This window comes from Ligilactobacillus sp. WC1T17 (genome assembly GCA_900110005.1).
In the GTDB taxonomy this organism is placed as follows: domain Bacteria; phylum Bacillota; class Bacilli; order Lactobacillales; family Lactobacillaceae; genus Ligilactobacillus; species Ligilactobacillus ruminis_A.
On the sequence record FOCC01000001.1, the window covers coordinates 17,775 to 35,160 of the forward strand.

Annotated in this window: 15 protein-coding genes and 1 pseudogene; 5 read left to right on the top strand and 11 right to left on the bottom strand. The window is 38.8% G+C overall.

The genetic code is table 11. The annotated features are described in order from the left end of the window. Positions 1-127 precede the first annotated feature (127 nt). A complete protein-coding gene (gene glf / locus BMX26_RS00105; protein ID WP_075529449.1) occupies positions 128-1,243 on the bottom strand; it encodes a UDP-galactopyranose mutase in 1,116 nt (371 codons plus the stop codon). 201 nt (positions 1,244-1,444) lie between these two features. Between glf and BMX26_RS00110 the strand changes: the two genes are divergently transcribed. From BMX26_RS00110 to BMX26_RS00125, 4 genes are all read left to right on the top strand, one after another. Further along, positions 1,445-2,887, top strand: coding sequence for a flippase (locus BMX26_RS00110; protein ID WP_075529450.1), 1,443 nt, complete (start codon positions 1,445-1,447; stop codon positions 2,885-2,887). 2 nt (positions 2,888-2,889) lie between these two features. After that, positions 2,890-4,074, top strand: coding sequence for a hypothetical protein (locus BMX26_RS00115; protein ID WP_075529451.1), 1,185 nt, complete (start codon positions 2,890-2,892; stop codon positions 4,072-4,074). Positions 4,075-4,191: 117 nt separating this feature from the next. Then, a complete protein-coding gene (cps2T, locus tag BMX26_RS00120) occupies positions 4,192-5,403 on the top strand; it encodes a beta 1-4 rhamnosyltransferase Cps2T (RefSeq protein ID WP_412771376.1) in 1,212 nt (403 codons plus the stop codon). A 28-nt stretch (positions 5,404-5,431) separates the two neighbouring features. Next, a complete protein-coding gene (locus tag BMX26_RS00125; protein WP_075529453.1) occupies positions 5,432-6,364 on the top strand; it encodes a glycosyltransferase family 2 protein in 933 nt (310 codons plus the stop codon). A 35-nt stretch (positions 6,365-6,399) separates the two neighbouring features. Here BMX26_RS00125 and BMX26_RS00130 read toward each other — a convergent pair whose 3' ends face one another. The 7 genes from BMX26_RS00130 to BMX26_RS00160 all read right to left on the bottom strand — a co-directional run bounded on the left by BMX26_RS00130 (position 6,400) and on the right by BMX26_RS00160 (position 14,288). Next, on the bottom strand, positions 6,400-7,452 hold the full coding sequence (locus tag BMX26_RS00130) for an acyltransferase family protein (RefSeq protein ID WP_075529454.1): 1,053 nt from the start codon (positions 7,450-7,452) through the stop codon (positions 6,400-6,402). A gap of 13 nt (positions 7,453-7,465) precedes the next feature. Further along, positions 7,466-8,479 (bottom strand): glycosyltransferase, encoded by a 1,014-nt coding sequence (locus tag BMX26_RS00135; RefSeq protein WP_075529455.1) that lies wholly within the window; start codon positions 8,477-8,479, stop codon positions 7,466-7,468. 15 nt (positions 8,480-8,494) lie between these two features. Beyond that, complete coding sequence (locus BMX26_RS00140; RefSeq protein ID WP_075529456.1) at positions 8,495-10,006, bottom strand: hypothetical protein; 1,512 nt, start codon at positions 10,004-10,006, stop codon at positions 8,495-8,497. Next, positions 10,006-10,968 (bottom strand): glycosyltransferase family 2 protein, encoded by a 963-nt coding sequence (locus BMX26_RS00145; protein WP_075529457.1) that lies wholly within the window; start codon positions 10,966-10,968, stop codon positions 10,006-10,008. Before BMX26_RS00145 ends, BMX26_RS00140 begins: the two co-directional genes overlap by 1 nt. Then, positions 10,961-12,478: a hypothetical protein gene (locus tag BMX26_RS00150; protein ID WP_075529458.1), complete on the bottom strand. Its 1,518-nt coding sequence runs from the start codon at positions 12,476-12,478 to the stop codon at positions 10,961-10,963. Before BMX26_RS00150 ends, BMX26_RS00145 begins: the two co-directional genes overlap by 8 nt. 1 nt (position 12,479) lies before the next feature. Further along, a complete protein-coding gene (locus BMX26_RS00155; RefSeq protein ID WP_075529459.1) occupies positions 12,480-13,532 on the bottom strand; it encodes a hypothetical protein in 1,053 nt (350 codons plus the stop codon). 288 nt (positions 13,533-13,820) lie between these two features. Continuing rightward, positions 13,821-14,288 carry an amino acid permease gene (locus BMX26_RS00160; protein WP_075529460.1) on the bottom strand — a complete coding sequence of 156 codons (468 nt, stop codon included), beginning with the start codon at positions 14,286-14,288 and terminating at the stop codon, positions 13,821-13,823. Here BMX26_RS00160 and BMX26_RS00165 point away from each other — a divergent pair. Next, positions 14,280-14,513 (top strand): annotated as a pseudogene (locus tag BMX26_RS00165) (ornithine decarboxylase); the annotation flags it as partial. The gene BMX26_RS00160 and the pseudogene BMX26_RS00165 overlap by 9 nt on opposite strands. 25 nt (positions 14,514-14,538) lie before the next feature. Here BMX26_RS00165 and BMX26_RS00170 read toward each other — a convergent pair. From BMX26_RS00170 to BMX26_RS00180, 3 genes are read right to left on the bottom strand one after another with little or no spacing between them, the layout of a single operon-like run. Further along, complete coding sequence (locus tag BMX26_RS00170; protein WP_075529462.1) at positions 14,539-15,189, bottom strand: DUF1361 domain-containing protein; 651 nt, start codon at positions 15,187-15,189, stop codon at positions 14,539-14,541. Positions 15,190-15,199: 10 nt separating this feature from the next. After that, positions 15,200-16,066, bottom strand: coding sequence for a homoserine kinase (thrB, locus tag BMX26_RS00175; RefSeq protein ID WP_075529463.1), 867 nt, complete (start codon positions 16,064-16,066; stop codon positions 15,200-15,202). Continuing rightward, positions 16,067-17,296: a homoserine dehydrogenase gene (locus tag BMX26_RS00180; RefSeq protein WP_075529464.1), complete on the bottom strand. Its 1,230-nt coding sequence runs from the start codon at positions 17,294-17,296 to the stop codon at positions 16,067-16,069. Positions 17,297-17,386 lie beyond the last annotated feature (90 nt).

The window sequence follows — 17,386 nt, forward strand, 5'->3', positions numbered from 1 at the left end:
AACGATTACTTCGATTACTATACAAGTCTTATTCACCCTCAATTCCAGTCAGATTCCGTAGTTTAATCTATCTTTTCCTAGTCTATCAAAAGCTGGCTGAAAACTCCAGTTACACTTTAAAGACAAATTAGTCCTTAAATTCGCTCTTAACAGTTTCCAAAGCTGCTGCAATCACTTGATCCATGTTGTAGTACTTATATTGGCCCAGACGTCCGCCAAAGATGACATTTGCCGCGTTCTTTTGGGCGTATTCTTTATAAGCTTGATACATGTCATTGTTACGTTTGTTGTTAACTGGGTAATATGGTTCGTCGCCACGCTTCCAGTCAGCTGGATATTCACGGGTAATAACCGTCTTATCCTGGTCGCCCTTACCAAATTCAAAATGCTTATGTTCGATGATCCGCGTGTATGGTGTTTTAGCATCTGTGTAGTTAACCACAGCGTTACCTTGGTGGTTATCTTCGTCTAAGACTTCCGTTTCAAAGCGTAAAGAACGATATTCAAGTTCGCCTAACTTGTAGTCGAAGAACTGATCAATCATCCCGGTGAAGACAACCTTGTCAAAGTCTTTTAAGTATTGGTCTTTCTTGTCAAAGAAGTCGACTCCGGTTTCAACTGCAATGTTTTCGTTGTCCAACATCTTTTCAACGATTTGGGTGTAGCCGCCCATTGGAATACCTTGGTACAAGTCGTTGAAGTAATTGTTGTCATAAGTCAACCGCACTGGCAAACGTTTGATGATGAAGGCCGGCAGTTCTGTGGCTTTTCGGCCCCATTGCTTTTCAGTGTAGCCTTTAACGAGTTTTTCGTAAATATCGCGGCCAATTAAAGAAATAGCCTGTTCTTCCAAATTTTGTGGTTCCTTGCCAGCCATTTCTTGGCGTTGTTCGTTAATTTTAGCCATGGCTTCCTTTGGTGTAACCACACCCCACATCTTATTGAAGGTGTTCATGTTAAATGGCATGTTGTAGATTTCACCGTTGAAGTTGGCTACTGGTGAATTAGTGTAGCGGTTAAATTCAGCGAATTGTTGCACATAGTCCCAGACTTCCTTATTTGAAGTATGGAAAATGTGGGCGCCATATTGGTGAACTTGAATACCGTAAACTTCTTTGGTATAGATGTTACCAGCTAAATGGTCTCTTTTTTCGATTACTTTTACTTGGTGGCCGCGTTTGGCTGCTTCATGGGCAAATGTGGCGCCAAAAAGGCCGGCACCGACTACTAAATACTTGGTCATTTTAAATTCCTCCACACATTAATTTCAATGGCTTTTTTTATTCTAATATTAAAACCTAAGCCAAGATAGTGTATAATATGTTATTAGTGGTTTTAAACCATTTTAACACAATCGTATCTATTATATTACTGGCTGTCTTACTTAGCAATTAGCTTTTTATAAGACTGTCAAATTCAATCAACTATTTAGGTAAGTGTTTCAATGAAAGTTATCAAAAATTATTTTTACAATGCCGGCTATCAATTGCTGGCCGTCATCCTGCCGCTGATTACCGCACCGTATATTTCACGGGTAATCGGTGCACACGGTATTGGTATTTACACCGCCACCTATTCTACCATCCAATATTTCATTCTTTTGGGATCGATTGGGATTGGCATGTATGGCAACCGTGAAATTGCCTACGTCAGAGATGACAAGACTAAAATGACCCAGGTCTTTTGGGAAATCCAAATTTTAAAAATGATCATGGTCACCTTAGCTTACGGCAGTTTTATTATCTACTTGACGCTGATGCCGACTTATCGCGAATATATGTGGATTCAGTCTATCAATCTGGTTGCAGCTGCCTTTGATATTTCGTGGCTGTATATGGGCTTGGAAGATTTCAAAAAGACCGTTTTGCGTAATACCCTGGTTAAATTAACCTCAGTTGCCTTAATTTTTATTTTTATCCACCAAGCCAGTGATACTTGGCTTTATATCCTAGTTATGGCCGGATCTACTTTAGGCGGTAATTTAACCTTGTGGCCTTATTTGAAAAAGACTCTAGGTAAAGTTGAATGGAAAAAATTAAGACCTTTCAACCATTTCAAGCCAACCGTTGCTTTATTTATCCCGCAAATTGCCACGCAGGTTTATCAAATTTTGAATAAAACGATGCTTTGGGGTATGGTTAGCAGTGATGTGGCCGGCTTTTATGATCGGTCAGACAACTTAGTCAAACTGGTTTTAACCATCGTCACGGCGACCGGCACTGTTATGCTGCCTCACGTAGCCAATGCTTTTCACGATGGTAACAAAGCCGCGGTTAAACAAATGACGGCTGAATCATTTGACTTTGTCTCCTTTATCGCAATTCCGATGTTTTTTGGCCTGGCTGCGGTGGGCAAAAACCTGGCTCCCCTCTTTTATGGTCCTGAGTTTAAACCAGTCGGTCTGGCGGTTTGCATCGAAGCGGTGATTATTTTGCTGATTGGCTGGAGTAATGTCTTAGGTTTGCAGTATCTGCTGCCGACAAATCAAATCAAGATTTACACCCATTCCGTCGTTTCAGGTGCTGTAACGAACCTTATTTTAAACCTTCCCTTAATCTATCTATTGGGTTTAAATGGGGCGATTCTTTCGACCGTCCTTTCAGAGTTGGTGGTTACTGTTTATCAATTATGGCATGTCAGAAAGCAGCTTGAGATGCACCAACTATTCTTGAATACGCCTAAATATCTTTTAGCAGGTTTCATCATGTTTGTCGTGGTTTTAGGCATATCACTCAAGCTTACTTTTGCAAATACCTTCTTCATGATTTTAGCCCTTGGATGTGAAGTTTTAGTCGGGGCTTTAATTTACGGCCTGCTTATTTTGCTGTTAAAACCAACTATTTTAGGTAAAGCTAAACTCATCTTAGCTAAAATTAGGAGGAAATAATCATGGATATCATGAATCAAACTTATCAAATACCCTTTGGTCAGCGGATTTTAGCCAAATTTCCCTGGCTGGCTGATGCTATCTTCTTTGTGTCCTTTGAATTAATTGTTTTAACTAATTTTATTCAAGGAACAATGCTTTATAACCATCAAATTTCTAGCGTTGTTGTGGGTAAAGTCCAAATTATCGCTGGTATCTTGGCCGTCTTAAAAGTCCTTCTATTTGATGACAAAAGCATTAGCGGATGGCTCTTAACGATTTTTGTCGGCGTTTTGCTGTGGCAAAGTGCGACCTTAGCTTTAGGATATGATATTTTCTACTACTTCTTATTGCTTATTGCCGCTAAAAATGTCAACTTTAAATATATCGCCGCCAGTTTTTTTGCCACCACAACGGTTGCTTTGCTTCTTGTCTTTAGTTTAGCTAAATTCGGTATCATTCCTAACCTTTCATTTACCAAGGCCAACGGTACCTTTGCTTTGGGAATGAATTACCCTACCGATTTAGCCGCTAGATTTTTTTATCTTTTAGCCGCTTATGCTCTATTCAAAAACTTTGCCTTGTCCTTACCCGAAAAAATCAGCTTTTTAGCTGTAATTGTCTTAACTTATACGGTTACACACACCCGGGTTGATTTACTGGTGATGGCGCTTTTACTTTTAGCAATTATCTTTTATAAGCAGGTAGCCTTCATTTTGGAAAAAGTTACCAATAAAGGCATTACGGTGCTTTTAGGAGCTTTGGTAGCCGTTTTAGTAGGTGCTTCTTACCTTTATCGTGATCACAGTACCCTCTTTACGCTTGCCAACAAAATTTTCTCCAACCGTCTTTCCCTAGGAAACAGAGCTTTCAAAGAATATAACGTTACCTTGTTGGGCCAGCCTATTCCGCAACAGGGCTTTGGTGGCAGCAGTACTGAGAAATTGGCTGATTATTTCTACATTGACAGCTCTTATCTGAGAATTTTAATGATGTTTGGCGCCGTTACTTTTTTGATTTTTATCGGCCTATTGGTTTATTTATCCCAAAAATTTATGCAGCAAAGATTATATGCTTTTGAAATTGTCTTAATCTTAGTGGCAATCAGTTCTTTAATCGATCAACATCTTTATGATGTTTCATTTAATATTATTTTATTGGCTGCTTTAGCCAACCTTGATTACGCTAAAGACAGTCACTATTATTAATATTTCCAAAATGCACCTTTATGGTGTGTTTTTTTTTTCGTTTATCATATGCTAAAATATAACAGGTAAATTTTTTAGAGTACTTAGTTTAAATTAACAACGGAAGGATTTATAATTTTGGAAGAAAAGATACAACACGTTTATATTATTGGTGCCAAAGGTATCGGCAACTACGGCGGTTACGAAACCTTTTTGGAAAAACTTTTGGAATACCACCAAAACAACCAGCAGATTAAATACCATATTGCCTGCAAAAAAAACGGCAAGGGCTTCATGGACGAAAGTAAGCTGCCAAAGGCAGTAACGCTTGATGAAGACCACTTTACCTACTATAATGCCGACTGTTTCAAAATTAATGTTCCCGAAAAATTAGGTTCAGCTCAAGCTATCTATTATGATTTAGCTTCCTTAAAAGAATGCATCAGACAATGCAAAGAAAATCATATTAAAAATCCAATCATCTACGTTTTAGCCTGCCGTATCGGACCTTTTATCGGGCCTTATGTTAAACAAGTTCACCAATTAGGCGGTAAACTTTTGGTTAACCCTGATGGTCATGAATGGATGCGGGCCAAATGGTCTAAACCCGTCCGCAAATATTGGAAAATTTCCGAAGCCGGCATGGTTAAGCATGCTGACCTCTTGGTTTGCGACTCTGTTAACATTGAAAAATATATCCAAACAGAATATGCTAAATATCATCCTAACACAACCTTTATTGCCTACGGTTCTGATATTTATCCTTCTAAATTTAAAGATGACGATGAAATTTTTACTTCCTGGCTCAGCCAAAAAGGTCTTACACCTTTTAACTACTATCTCGTCGTTGGGCGTTTTGTTCCGGAAAACAATTTTGAAACCATGATTCGTGAATTCATGAAATCGCACAGCCAAAAAGATTTGGCTATTATCACAACCCAAGATGATAAGTTTTTGGCTGAATTAGATGAAAAACTGCATTTCAAACAAGACCACCGGATTAAATTTGTGGGCACCGTCTATAACCAGGAATTGCTCAAGAAAATCCGTGAAAATGCCTATGGCTACTTCCATGGCCATTCTGTTGGCGGAACTAACCCTTCCTTACTGGAAGCTTTAGGTTCAACCAAATTAAACTTATTATTAAACGTTGGTTTTAACGAAGAAGTTGGCCAAGATGCTGCACTTTACTGGAGCAAAGAAGCAGGCTCTTTGGCCCATTTAATTGACCAGGCCGATCAAATGAGCCCCGCCCAAATTGATGAATTTGGTCAAAAAGCTAAACAGCGGATTAAAGATGCTTACAGTTGGCAATTTATCGCTGACCGCTATCAAGCAATTTTTAAATAATCATAACTTGTGAAAGGAGATTAATAGTTTGACTAAAAAATTATCAATCATTGTTCCTTGCTATTTTGAAGAAGAAACGATTCCCTTGTTTTATCAAGCTGTTGAAAAAATCAAGCCCCAATTGACTGATATTGAACTGGAATATTGGTTTATCAATGACGGCTCAACCGATGGCACCTTAACAGCCATGAAAAAATTGAACCAGAAAGACCCGGTTCACGTTCACTATGCTTCTTTTTCCCGTAACTTTGGCAAAGAAGCCGCCCTTTATTGCGGCCTTAAAAATGCCACCGGCGATTATGTCACCGTGATGGATGCAGACTTGCAAGATCCACCTGATATGCTGCCGGAAATGTTTAAATATCTTGCCCAAGGCTACGATTGTGTGGGAACCCGTCGGACAACCCGCAGTGGCGAACCGCCCATCAGATCTTTTTTCGCCAAGCTTTTTTACAAGCTGATTAATAAAATTTCTGATACCAAAATGGTTGACGGCGCACGTGATTTTCGGTTAATGACCCGGCAAATGGTGGATGCCGTTTTAGAGATGTCAGAATATAACCGTTTTTCCAAGGGGATTTTTTCGTGGGTCGGTTTTAACACCAAATATCTGAAATACCCCAATCGTGAACGGGCTGCCGGTCAAACCAGCTGGAGTTTTTGGAAGCTCTTCACCTATTCAATTGATGGCATTATTAACTTCTCCCAATTTCCGCTTGATTTAGCCACTTTTGCCGGCTTTATTTCAGCCTTTCTTTCGGGGATTGCCATTATCTTTATCATTGTCCGCTACATCATCCATGGCGGCGATCCTACGACAGGATGGACTTCAACGATTTGCGTCATTTTATTTATCAGCGGAATCCAGCTCATGTTTTTAGGTATCATTGGTAAATACATCGGCAAAATTTTTACCGAAGTTAAAAAAAGGCCAATCTATATTATCAAAGAAAAAAAATAATTCAAAAAGAGCGCGATTTAAAAATCGCGCTCTTTTTAACTAATTATTTTTTTAAAGGGATATTTGCGGTGTAAATAAAATGACCGGATAAAAGGCACTTTGGGTACAACCAGCAAGGCTGCAAAGGTTAACAAAATACGATACGTTGACATACCGACTGTAGCGAGTACAGGTCCATAATGAGCATTAAGATTATTGAAAATTACGCTGCTAAGCGTAATGGCTTTGATATCAATTAAGTGGAAACACAAGGCAATTATCGAAAATGCCCCATACAGGTTAAGCCATTTTACTTTAAATCCGCTTCTTGTCACTACCATGGCCAAATACATCAGCGCATATGAACCGCCCATCGCACCCAGCATTGCCCAAAGAGGATTGGCTGCATAACCGATATTAATGAAGAAAAAGCCTTTATAGGCTGAAAAAAGCCATAACAAAATACCTAAGAACATCCAAGCCGCTTTACCTTGTTCAAGCAAGTCGTTTTGCCGCAAATACTTGCCAAATAAATAAAAAGGTTGACTGATTAAAGTCGCATTAAAAGCCCAGGGCAAACTAATATATTTGGCTGTCCAAAAACCAATTACACAGCAAATCAGCGTCAACAATACATCTAAATACCGCATTTTAACCTGTCTTTGCACTTTAACAATAAAATTAAAGATAATATCTGCGGTAAACATGGCTAATAAAAACCAAATGGCCCCGATTGACGGTACAAATAAATGCCCATAATTGGTCGATGTTCCTAAGCCGGCTGCTACTTCCAATAAAAATTGCCGGTTGCTTAGCGTTAACTGGCTAAACCCATGGGGGAAGATGTGCCAGTTAAAATAAGCGATATATAGTAAGATTGAAGTTGCCATATAAGGCAACAGCAAATTAAAGAAGCCTTTTTTAACCACTACTTTGGTCGCCTGCTGCTTATATAGGTATCCTGACACTACGAAAAATAAAGGCACATGGACGGCAAAAATCACTTTACCTAAATAAGTTCCTGTATATTGTCCCAGACTATGCCCCACGACAATCAGCAGCATGCCTACAGCACGGACTAAATCAATCCATTCAATTCTCTTTTTCATGTTTTTCCCTTTCCTAAGCCTGCATAAACCGCTTTAAGAATGCCTTAAAAGTCAATTCCTGCTGATACTTTGCATAGGCATTTGCGGCTAACTGCTGATATTTAGCTTCATTGGCCTTAATAGCTTCTAATTTAGCTGTCAAATCAGCAATATTTTCCGATTCATAAAAGCAAACCTCATTTTCAGAGACATAATCTCTGATGGCAGGAATATCATTAACCAAAATCGGAACCCTATTGCTCATCGCTTGGAACATTACCATATGTCCGGCTGAAATTTCATCATCGCGCAAGGAAAGCACTAAGACTTGGGATCTTCCCATCACATTACCAAAGTTTTCGACAACAACATCAGACAAGACTTTAATTTTATCAGTGTCTAAATCATTCAACCGCCAAGGCTGGGTCGCAATTACTAAGGGGTAGGAATTGGTACAATTATTATAAGCCTGAACTAAGGTTGGATAATCGCGATTACTGCCACCGCCGGAAAAGATATATTTTTCAGGCAATTTTTGCTTGGTATAGGGTGTAGCATTATCGTAATCAATGCCGTATTTGATAAATTTAAATTTATTTATACCAAAAATTTTGGCGTAATATCCAACTTCCCTCTTACCATAAACAATGGCCTTGCTGATTCCTTTTAAGGATTTTTGGGTAAATAAAATTCTTAACTTGTAATACAATTTATTCTTTTTAGGCTCAAATAAAAAGCCGCCCAAATTAATTTTAGCTTTTTTGTTTTTCAACCCCAAAAAAATCCCCACAATGGGATTAATGCAATAGATATTATCGTAGTCATCTTTTAAAATTTGCTTGGCATAGTCATAGGATTTCTTCCAATACAAAATATGCTGCAGTAAAGATCCGACCAGCTTATAATTTCTGACTTTACGAATGGTATCATCTTCATAGGCTGTATAAACGATATGATTATCTCCGCCTAAAGTTTCATTCATCAAGTTCAAAAATTCAGCTTGCCGCTTTTGATAATCCAACCTGTCAATAATTAAAAGGTTCTTCATTTAATTTCCTCCAACTTAAGCTGTGGTATCCTGACGGTTCATCAAAGCAGCTTTCACTAATCTTAGCCTATTTAAGCTGCTTTCAAATGTGAGACTTAAAAGCACTAAGATGGTGGGCAAAAATTGAATTAAATATCTAGATCTTCCGCCTTCAAATAATAACAGGAAAATCATCCCGCCAATCACACCTAACCTTAACGTATCTAAAAATAAATCGGTCTTGTCATAGCCCAGCAGTAAAAATAGCAAGGCTAAACACCAGACCAGCTGCGCCACAAAATAAAAATCATGGAGATATTTTCCATCAGGATACAGGTATTCTTTAAAAATATTAGGCTTAACTTGGGCACTGACTAAGGTATAGGTATCCTTTGAATTAGCCAAGATAAACTGCCCTTCTTTAAGCCAGCCAAAAGTTCCATCAGCCGTATTTAAGCCCTGCTTAACCATTAAAAATTTGAGATAGCCTAAAAAGCCGCGTTTTTTAAGCGTCATTTTAATATTAGCCTTGGAAATATCAATTCTTTCTTGTTTCGTTTTGGCGTCATGATTTTCTTGGTAAAGTTTAGCCGAAAAACCTCCTGTCCCATACATCCCCATATCAACATAATGAATAGCCGGAAAAGCCCTGCTCTGATCAATTTTAAGCAGGGTTTGGTGTTTGACTTGGTGTGAAATAACCAGGTAACTTCCGCCCATCGTCAAAAACAAGATGACTACCGGAATAATTTTTTTGAAGTTGAATTCATTAAACAAGGAAAATATGGTCCACAAAACAAAAGCAATTATCAAAATAATAGCCGTTGGTTTGATAAAATAGCCTACAATTGTCAAAAAGCCTAAAAGTAAAGTCGCCCCAAGTTTAACCGTTAATTTGTCAGTTTTATTAATGACAGCCAAACATAAAATCATCCCTGCTGCAAATGGCATCACCAATGTATCCGTATAGGGAATGATAATCATCGGAAAAATAAACATCAGTAAAATTTGTGTCCAAACAGCTTTCAATAAATATTTTTTTTGATAGCTTAAAACAGTCACACAGTTAATAACTAAGGCTAAATCCACCATCAAAGTATTTAATAAATCAGCTTTCAACCAATAGTGCGCCGTCCCTGCCAGCTTGAAAAAAGCATTAAATATTATTAGGGAAAACAGGTTATTGGGATACATACTGTAATATGCATTTTCACCAGGATTGTGATTATGGATATAGTTGTAAAAATGCATCACATCAAAACCAACCGGCGGATGGGTCGCATACACTAAGCTCACTTGAAAAAGGACCGCCAGCACAAAGAATAATAAACTAATGAGCAGTTGATACCTGTAAGCTGTTTTTTTGAAAAAATATCCCCCAATCAACACAAGACCTATTCCAAGCGGAACTAAAAAGATTTTAGCTGTCGTCATGGTTAATAATAGGTTTGATGACCTGACCGCTGCAATCAAAGATCCTAAAATCAAAAGGCTGAACAACCCTAAAAGCAGGTAGTGTCCACCCTGAAATATCTTCTTTCCCACCATTATTTATTCTCCTTTTTGGAATAATCATCTTCTTCAATTCTAAAGCGGGGACGTCTTTTAACTTCCATAAAAGCTTTACCAACGTATTCACCAATAACACCGATACTAATGAGCTGCACTCCGCCTAAAACCCAGATTGATATCATTAGTGAAGCCCAGCCGTCAACGGTGTGGCCGCTTATTTTTTGAATAATCGCATAGATGAATAGGATAATGCCGATAATGGTAATCATAAAGCCCAGGTTCATCACCATTTTGATGGGGGCCGTTGAAAAAGAGGTAATGCCATCTACCGCAAATTTAAGCATCTTGCGCAAAGGATACTTTGATTCGCCGGCAAAGCGTTCTTTTCTGGCATAATAAACCTTGGTTGACTTGTAACCCACCATTGGCACCATCGCTCTTAAAAAGAGATTTCTTTCCTTGAACTCAAGCAGACCCTGTGTAGCCCTTTGACTTAATAAGCGAAAATCAGCTGAATTAGAAACCAGCTCAACCCCTAATTTCTTCATGAGTCCATAATAGGCCAAAGCTGTATTGCGTTTAAAGAAAGTATCGGTTTCACGACTGCTTCTAACCCCATAAATAACCTCATAGCCTTCATGATACTTAGCCACCATTTCATAAATCGCATTGACATCATCTTGCAGGTCAGCATCAATTGTAATCAGCAGATCTGAATCTTTCACTGCCGTCGTCATCCCCGCTAAAAGGGCATTTTGGTGGCCATAATTGCGGGCAAACTTCAGGCCGGTTACATAAGGATATTCATCTTCATATTTTTTGATCAAATCCCAGGTTCTATCTTGTGAACCATCATTAACAAATAAAATTTTGCTATCATTATCAATTTGACCTTGCTTAATCAGGTTGGTCAAAATCAGCCCCAATGCTTGGACTGTTTCGGGTAAAACTTCTTCTTCATTATAACAAGGAACAATTATCGTTAATTTATTACTCATTTTCTCTCCATCTTTCACTTAAGTTAGCGTACCCAAGACCGGATAAAACCAATAAATAAGGCAAAATTTGAATGGCATACCGTGCTGCCCCGCCTTCAAAAAGAACCAAAAATAACATCATACCAAAAGCCGTCAGCTTAATTAAGATGGAAAATGAACTAAAATCACCTAAGCTAAATAAAATGCCCAAAAGCATCAAAGTCCAAAATAATTGGATGATAAACTTAAAATTCATCGTATAAGTAGCTGATCTTGGCTTAAAGAAGTATTTGCTAAATTTATTCGCCTTATGGTAAGGAGCTAAAAATTGCTTGCTCCAGCCCCAAGAAAGACCGCCGTTGCTAATCGTTGCCATGTGCTTTTTAATAGCAAAGTGTTGGTAATTCCAAATACCTCTGGTTTTTAAGCGGTGTTTAAAAACTTTCAAATCGGCCTTAGTCCGTTCTTTAGGGTCTTTAATCTGGTACCCCCGAACAACATCAGGATAATAATAATACCCATTGCCATGAACACCCATCGCCATAAAATGTGCAAATGAAAAAGCCCGGCTGCTATCAATCTTAACCACGTTATTGTGATTTTTATAACTGTTAAAAACCCCCGCATAAATGAATAAGGGCACTAAAAAAACGGCTGCAAATTTCAAAAACTGTTTATAGTTAGTTTTCAAATGTCCAAGATTTGCTTTACTAAGGTTAAACAAAAGCATCAATGCTAAAGCAATAAAGAAAATAATCGTGGATGGCTTAAGGGTATATTGCACATAAAGCAAAACACCTAATAAGCCCAATACCAGGTAGCTTTTAACATTCATTTTGGATAAATGCTTACCTAAGTATAAAAAGCCAAAAACATTTAGTGAGCCAAAGAAAAAAGCATATTGATCACTGTAAGGCAAACTGCACCAAGGTGTTAGGCACATTAAAACCCAACCAAAAAAGCCGGCAAAATAGGCAGCTTGGGGCTGAAGATAATTCTTTAAAGCATAAAAAACTAATAAAACCCCGCCATCCAACAAAATAAGGTTGAGATAATTCATCAGATAAGTCAATTCAGCTAACGACGGTTTGCCTGCCAGCAAATACACAAAATGCTCAAAATAAAGTAAAGCTAGATTATTCGGATAAACCGAAAAATAATCTGGATCAGCAATCTTTTTACCCGCAGCCTGTCTGAGCAAAGTAACCGGATCCCAGTTGCTGACACCCGTTAATTGCCAAATTAAATACAGCTGCCACATGACGGTTAAAATCCCTAAGCCGATTAAAAAAGCCTTTTTAAAGTGCTTAAGCCCAGCTAATTTAGCTTTTAAGCCTGGAGATGAGATGTGATTAACATGGCACAAAAGCACAACCACAGCGAAAATCAGGCAAATATCAAATAATTTAATAATTCCGTCGCCGGATTTTAAATAGTTATAATTCAGCTGCGCCATCGCACCTAAGACTCCAAATAAAATTGCTACTGCAAAAATAAAGTTAATTAAACTGTAGATATTTTTTTTTAACATATTATGCCCCTTTAATTGCTTTTAAAACCGCCTCTTCAGTAAAACTGCCCTGGCGGACCTTTTGGGAAATTACTTTGACATTGGCTTTGATTTGCTGATAATCAGCATCTGTCATCTTAGCTAAAAGAGCTGGCACATCATTTAAGCTGTCAACGGCTAAGCCCACCTTATGTTCCTCCACAAAAGCGGCTAAGGCACTCTTGGACCAAACAATCACCGGCAGTTCAGCAGCCATATACATAGAAAATTTAAAAGGATTATTATAGCGCAGATAGTTACCAAAATTGCCGGCACAGGTATCAACTGACGTGCCATCCCACACAAGTCCGAAGCGTCCCTTCATCGTAGAAACATCTTCTGCTTTAAAAGAGCCATGGTAAGTAACATTAGCGGCATTTTTAGCGTTATTTTCAGCATAGTTAACCCCATATAGGCGATATTTAGGGCTTTTGGGAAGCTTATAAGCGTAGCCCGCTTTATTTTCAGCCAAATTGCCCGCAATGATGATACTATTTTCGGTATCGCTTTGCGCCACCGGACTGGAGGTCAAATAATCAAAAAGGCCTAATGAAATAAGCTTATCTTTAGAAATCCCCCAGGAAATCATCTCTTTTTTCATAGCTTCATTATGGACAATAATTTTATTATATTCGTTTAAAAGCGTGCTTTCTTTCATTTTAAACTTCAATTTGGCAAATTTGCTGAAAGAAGGATCATCTTTATAGCGGATATATTGCAAATCATGCACTAAAACGAGGGCCTCAACCTGCTTTTTGTGCAATTTTTTTAAAATACGCTTCAAAAAAAGAGAATTTGGCGTCGGAAATTGGAAAAATAATTTATCGCCGGGCTTTAACATTTTAATCTTTTCATTTAACTGCAAGTATAGCCCCAGCCCTCTGGTCAGTGTGTTACCTTCAGGTGTTGTCCAAGCTTTAGGCACTTCAAGACGGACAAAGCCCAGTTTTTCTAAGACTTCGGTCACATCTGTCCTAGGTTTTGAGGTCGCTGTCCGAATATCACTTTTCTTGGGTTCACCAATAAAATAGTTCATTTTTATCTCCTATTATTTTTCTTAACCATAATTTTAGTTATCATTTTGATTATAGTAAAAAAACGCCCGAAGCTCAATAACATAAAAAAGCCCTGCTATGATAGCAGGGCTCATTAAAGCTATTTTTGCTTTCTACGCTCCAGTTTGCGCAGCAATGGTAAAATAAGGCCCGTGCCAAATAAGAAGAGCACTACGACAATATTAATCCACAATTGCTTAAACCAGGGTTGTGGCAGCTGTAAAAATATAACTGTTAATTGGGCGGCCATTCTTATTTTTCTTAAGCAGCTAGCTTGGCATATATTGAACGGTCGTATCGGCAGCCAAAAAGCGGCTGGCAGCATCAATTAAAGCCGCAATTTCAACCAATAATGTGACTAAACAAACAATTGAATAAGCATACATCAAAGTATTGCCCATGCCTGCTTCCTGTCCCAGTAATTGGAAGGCATAGTAGTTATCGTTCATTTTAAAGTCATTAGGAACATGTTTGGTGTCAAATAAAACGGCCAAGCCTAAAGTTTCAAAGATTACCATGAAAGCCGACATAAAGAACAAAAGCCACATGGTTTTAGGAAAGTCTTTATTAGGCTTTTTTAAACGGGAAATATATGGCGCAGCTAATTCAGCCCCTGACATCGCAAAAATCAGCATACTTGCACTGGAGAAGTAATGCAGGCTTAAGTGGGGTTTGATATTGGTCCAAGTCAGCTTTGCGGCAATATGTCCGCCATGTGTTAAAGACCAAATAATCATGATGTTGAACTGGACCAACTGCCCGGACGGATTGCCTTAGAAGGGGCTTTGCCATATCCACCAGGGGTCTTTATCGTCGCTCCCGGTGAAAAATGGCGTAAGCTTGATATTGACTACTTCAAGGTCTTACTTGCCTTAGCTGACAAGTTCCCCGGCTTTGAGCCCGAAATCCAAGGTGTCTACCAAGAAAATAGTCAAGTATTAGCCGAAGTTTTAAAAGCATAAAAAAAGCTGGTTAAACCAGCTTTTTTTAGTCTGCATTATTGGTGTGACGATAAAAAGTTAAACTAAACCACAGCGCCAATTGTAATAAAAACATCAGGGTAATAAAGGCTATGACTTTAACATTCCACATACCTAAGATAAGCTTTAGGCTGTATTTAGGACTCGTGATTAAATTAGTCGTATTTAGCCGCAAAAAACGGCCAATATAAATCCCAACGGCACCTAGAAAAAGCAAGATGGAAACAACTAATGTCTGCCAAAAATAGCCGGCTTTATGGAGTTTTTTGACGATTGTTTTAGCCACATAATCAGCACTCCAAATCCCCATCGTCGCACATATAAAAGCATAGGCCACCAGGTTGGCAAAGTAAAACCACATATGCAGGTTAAACACCATCAAACCGGAGGCGTCAAAAGGATAAACGCTCGTCAAGTGGAATAAATCCGTCAACGTATATGGCGCATTGGGATAAAATGCTAACCACACCAAAAAGATAGGCCAATAAATTAAATTATTCTGTTTCGCTTTCAGATGAAAAGCGGCTTCGGTTGAAAGGTACGCTAAAAAAGTATTCACATAAAACCACTGCCAGGGTGATTTACGTAAAATAAAATAAGCATAGATAACAAAGAAATAATAACAGCCTCTAACCATCCATTTTAATTTAGTTTGCATAAAATCACCCCTATTTCAAAATTTGATATCCTTGGCGGTCGACTTTTAACACCTGATAATCATCGGTTAAGCCCTGCTTGCGGCCTGCTTCAATAAATGCTTTGACCTTATCTTGAGCCAAAACGGTCATCACCGTGGGGCCGGCACCACTCAAATACGTCGCATAAGCCCCTATTTGGTGGCCAATTTGGCGCAAAGTTGTTAAATGCGGAACTAATTTTTCACGATATGGTTCATGATACTGGTCTTGTTCCATTAGCTGCCCTGCTTTTTTGATGTCACCTAAAGCCAGCGCTGCCACTAAAGCATTCCCGATACTGCCGGCTAAAACTGCCTTGGAATACGTTAAATTTTGCGGCAGGACCTTTCTAGCCTCAATCGTAGCTAAATTATACTTAGGAATATAGGCTACCAAGGAAACATCTGGAAAAGTCAGTTTAACCGTGGCGACTTTTGTCTGGTCCATAGCCGATACCGTCAAATCTCCCAAGATAGCCGGCGCCACATTATCCGGGTGGCCTTCCATTTGGGCTGCTAGTTGTAAAATATCATCGTCACTTAAATGCATCTCACCTAAAATATTAGCAAGCACAATTCCGGCCACAATTGCCGTCGATGAGCTTCCTAAGCCATGGGCAATCGGAATTTCACTTTTAACTCTTAAACGGTGCGGAGTTAAATTGGGATTGACTTTTAAGGCTGTTTGGACCAGCATATTTCTTTGATCATGCGGAATAAAATACCCCATCCGGTGGTCAACATACCAATTTTCGATTTTTTCACCAATCGAAACCGTCAAATACCGGTCTAAGGCTAACCCCAGGGAATCAAAACCGGGGCCAAGATTGGCGGTCGTTGCTGGAATAATAATTCTCATTTATTTTTCCTCCGTTAAAAAGCGTGCCAAAAAATAGTTTGACTTAGTACCTAGGGTCTGCGTTAGTACTTTAACTTCATTTTGCTTCCAAGTCCCTATAACAACCAGTCTTTTTTCAGTTTGACTGACAACTTTAAAAGGCACTGTTTTTTCGAGCCAGGCTAAAATGTCGGCTAAATTTTTTGAACTGAGGCGTAAGTAATATTTTTGTTCAATTTCATTGTCAGCCATTTTAGCAAGTGGTGTCTGGACTTTTGCTAAGCCGTTTTTGTTGGTGGCTATATCCACTAAATCAGAAACCACGCTGTTAGCTGTTGGCAGGCTGCCGGCGCCTGGTCCATAAAAAAACATATGTCCCAGATTGCGGCTGACAATCCCTAGGCCGTTATTTTCATTATCAACCTGCGCTAAGCGGGTGTCAGCTGCCAAAAAGGCGGGCATAACTGCCACGGCTACCTGAGAACCAAGCTTTTGTGTTGTGCCGATAAGTTTCAGTTTCAGCCCCATTCTTTCAGCAAATAAAATATCCTCTAAATCGACTTGACTGATACCTTGGGTAAAGACATCGGTTGCTTTAAGCTGCGTACCAAAAGCCTGATTTGTTAAAATTACCATCTTATAAGCTGCATCAAAGCCTGCGACATCATTAACCGGATTGCTTTCAGCAAAACCAAGCTCTTGGGCCTTATTAAGGGCTGCTTGATAGCTTAACCGGTCTGCTTGCATGGCAGTTAAGATAAAATTGCTGGTACCATTAACAATCCCATCAATCCGTGTAATTTCATCCGCTAGATAAGCCGTTTTTAACGTCCTTAAAATGGGAATCCCCCCAGCAACAGCCGCTTCATAATATAATTTTTGCCCCGTTTTTTGAGCTAACAACTCTAATTCAGGCCCCGCCTGGGCAATAAGATCTTTATTAGCAGTAATAACATCTTTATGGTTAACTAAGGCTTCTTTGAGGTATGCTTTGGCTACATCTACCGTCCCCATGACCTCAATGACGACATCAATCTTTCGGTCTTTTAAAATATCTTGGGCTTGATTTGTCAGACTGATTCCCGTTAAATCAACCCGGCGTTTTTTATGCAGGTTATTAACCAGGATTTTTTTGATGACAAATTCTTTGCCGGTCGTTTTTTTAAGCTTTTCTCTTTGGGTCTTTAAAATATCGACCACCCCGCTGCCAACCGTACCTAAACCTAAAAGGGCAATAGTGACTTTTTCCATAGCCTTCACTTCCTTTTTTGTGTTACATTTTACCACATAGTTACTGGTAAAAAGCTGATGAAATGTGTATAATTTAGGCAAAATTATGTA